Here is a 3,310-nt window from a genome sequence, read left to right on the forward strand (position 1 = left end):
AGATTCACGGCCATGCAGCCAGGTGAAGGCGCGGTGGGAACGGTGGTGGAGATCACGGGCGAGCACTTCGGCATCATGGGCCGGCAGGACGTGATCACCTTCAACGGACGGGAGGCGCTGGTGCTGGAGGCTACCGGAGACAGGTATAAGGTGCGGGTGCCAAGGGGCGCCTCGACCGGCAGGGTGACCATCACAGGCTACGGCGGCAAGGCCCTCAGCAGCGCCGACTTTGTCGTGGAGGAGCTCGCGCCGGCCGAGGCCATCACCGTCTACCCCAACCCGAGCAACGGCGAGTTCACCGTCAGCCTGCGCCACGCCGACTTCGACGTGCAGCTGCTCCAGGTGCATGACGCCCTGGGCAAGCGCCTGCACCAGACCCGCATCTCCGGCCCGAGGCCGGAGGCGGTGCAGATAAAGCTGCCAACTGCCAAAGCCGGCTCTACTTCCTGCAAATCCAGACGGAACGCGGACTGGTAACTAAAAAGCTGACAGTGCTGTAATAGCCTTGTTAAAAGGCTATTACAGCACTGTCAGCCTGATGGAAATACTAAGCGGCTTTGCTTTGCTCGTCTTCCAACGATTTGATTGCATCGTAAAGGACAGGACTGGCATCACGCAATTTCTCTATGACGCTAGCCAGGTCGAAAAACTTTTCAGGTTCAACTTCGGAGCTATTGGCGAAGGCTTTTAAAAGTGTGTGAAGGATTTGCGTATAATTTTCTTCAAATTCGTCTGAGTACATAGGTAAGTGGCTAAAAGTTTACATATCAATAAGATACAAATCACACCTTAAAATAATTCGATTGCAACCAAAAAAAAAGCGCCGTACATTCCTGCACGGCGCTTTTTATATAGTATCAACTGAATAAGCTTACAACTTTTTCAAGCCCTTCTGCTCCTGCTTGCTTCCCTCCTTCACGCTCACAGCCACACCGCCACCTGAGGCTAAGTGCTGCTTTAGTACGCTCTTCGAATTTACGAGCACTTTGCGCACGGTATACTTCTGCGGATTCTTGTTCCAGCTGGCGTCTTTTGCATCAGCATAGATCGTCGCAATGTAGGTCTTTCCTTTTGGCAGGTAGTCGAAATGCACATTGGCAGTACGGGTATTTTCGTCAGTGATGCCACCTACATACCATTCGTTCTTGCCTTTCGCTTTGCGGGCAATTGTCACGTAGTCGCCTGGCTCGGCTTCCAGCACCCAGGTATCATCCCAGTCAAGCGCCACGTCTTTGATGAACTGGAACGCATCCGGGAAACGGGTATAGTTATCCGGTATATCAGCGGCCATCTGCAGTGGGCTGTACATGGTCACGTAATAAGCCAGCTGTTTTACCAGTGTGGTGTTCACGCGCTGCTCGCCGCCGTGGTAGTACGACAGGTCTGTCTGGAAAATGCCTGGCGTGTAGTCCATCGGGCCACCCATCAGGCGGGTAAACGGAAGTATTGTGGCGTGATCAGGTGCCAGACCGCCCATCGCCTCAAACTCGGTACCGCGGGCAGACTCCTGCGCCAGCCAGTTCGGGAATGTACGGTGCAGACCGGTCGGGCGAACTGCCTCGTGGCTGTTGATCATGATCTTGTACTTAGCCGCCGTGCGGGCTACGTGGTTGTAGTGGTTCACCATCCACTGTCCGTCGTGATGCTCACCACGTGGGATGATCTTGCCTACATAACCGGTCTTCACGGAGTTGTAGCCATGATCTTGCATAAACTGAAATGCCTCATTCAAGCGACGCTCGTAGTTGGTGGCAGATCCGGAAGTTTCGTGGTGCATCATCACGCGCACCCCTTTCGACTCAGCATATTTCTGTACTTCCTTCACATCAAAATCCGGGTAGGCCGTCACGAAGTCGAACACTTCTTCTTTCCAGTTGCCAAACCAGTCTTCCCAGCCAATGTTCCAGCCTTCGATCAGCACCGCATCAAAACCATGCTCAGCGGCGAAGTCGATGTGTTTTTTAGCATTCTCTGTGGTAGCACCATGGCGACCGTTTGGTGTCAGTTTCGTAAAGTCGTCGGTCAGCTTCACATTTGTTTCCGTGCCATAAGCCAGGTGCTCTTGCCAGCTACAAAGTACTCCCACCAGATACCGATGTACTTCACCGGCTTGATCCAGGATACGTCTTCATAAGCGGTTGGCTCGTTCAGGTTAAGGATGAGTTTAGAAGCCAGGATGTCAGTAGCCTTATCGCTCACCACAACCGTTCTCCATGGGGTCTGCGCATCGGTCTGCATATAGCCTTTGTTACCCACGGCGTCCGGCGTCAGGTGCGTGCTGAACTTGAAGGTCTTCGGGTCCACGTTCAGGTTCATGGCCGGGTAGTTCAGCAAGGCTGCTTCGTGAATGTTTATGTACATTCCGTCCGATGATTTCATCATGGAAGGCGTCTGCACAGCCAGGGTTTTGATCGGGTGCTGCGCATGCACGTCGATGGTCGCCTTCTTCATCAGGCCCGGGATCTGGGAGATCTGCGAAGTGGTATAGGCATACTCGTTTGTGTCATAGTCGCCCGGTATCCAGAAGATCTTGTGATCGCCTGTCAGGTTGAACTCGGTATGCTCCTCTTTGATGATGAAATACTTGAGCTCCGGCTGCTGTGGGAACTCGTAGCGGAAACCCAAGCCGTCGTTGAACAGACGGAAACGGATGCGGATATGGCGGTCCTTGTGCTCCTTCTGGTTGAGCGTTACCAGTAACTCATTGTAATTGTTGCGGATGGTTTTCTGCTCGCCCCATACCGGCTCCCAGGTATCGTTCACGCTGTTCTGCTCGGTCTTAGCCACAGTAAAGCCGTTCATCATCGAAGGCACATCCTGCATCTCAAATCCCATCTTGCTTTGTTTGATGACCGGCTTCTTTTTGTAAGTCAGCTGGTAGGTAGGCACACCGTTGGCTGCCAGCTCGAAGGTCATGCTCAGGTTTTTGTCCGGGGAGGTGATGGTCTGCGCCTGCACCAGCACGGTAATCAGGAACAGGAAAAGGAAAAGTGACAGCCGCCGTGAGAGGCGATCAGTCAGGTTAGCGTTTTGTTGCATAGTGTAAGATAATACATGTAATGTAGGAACCGCTGATTGTACTCTGCTAGCCTCCTACAGGTTTTGAATGATGCATGCAAAATACATTAAAATTCGCTTTATCCCGAAACACCCTCTAAAACGCTGGTACTCGCATGAAATTGAAACCAAGATATCCGGTATTGACCAATTAAAATAATTTCAGTGCAACACAAAATATATAAACCAATAGTACAGAGCTAACTAAAATAAAGTCTACAAACCTCTCTCAAATATTTATAAAACTTAATAG

2 protein-coding genes and 1 pseudogene are annotated in these 3,310 nt (G+C 51.6%); 1 reads left to right on the forward strand and 2 read right to left on the reverse strand.

Features of this window, described 5'->3' with window-relative positions; genetic code table 11:
• The coding region (locus O71_RS20625) for an IPT/TIG domain-containing protein (protein WP_007661034.1) at positions 1 to 477 on the forward strand (477 nt) is incomplete at its 5' end.
• Between the two features lie 70 nt (positions 478 to 547).
• On the opposite strand, the gene O71_RS20630 is transcribed toward O71_RS20625, so the two are convergent.
• Entirely contained in the window at positions 548 to 742 is a 195-nt protein-coding gene (locus O71_RS20630) for a hypothetical protein (protein ID WP_007661036.1), read from the reverse strand.
• 129 nt (positions 743 to 871) lie between these two features.
• Positions 872 to 3,039 (reverse strand): annotated as a pseudogene (locus O71_RS20635) (glycoside hydrolase family 97 protein).
• Positions 3,040 to 3,310 lie beyond the last annotated feature (271 nt).

The organism is Pontibacter sp. BAB1700, from assembly GCF_000277005.1.
Classification (GTDB): domain Bacteria; phylum Bacteroidota; class Bacteroidia; order Cytophagales; family Hymenobacteraceae; genus Pontibacter; species Pontibacter lucknowensis.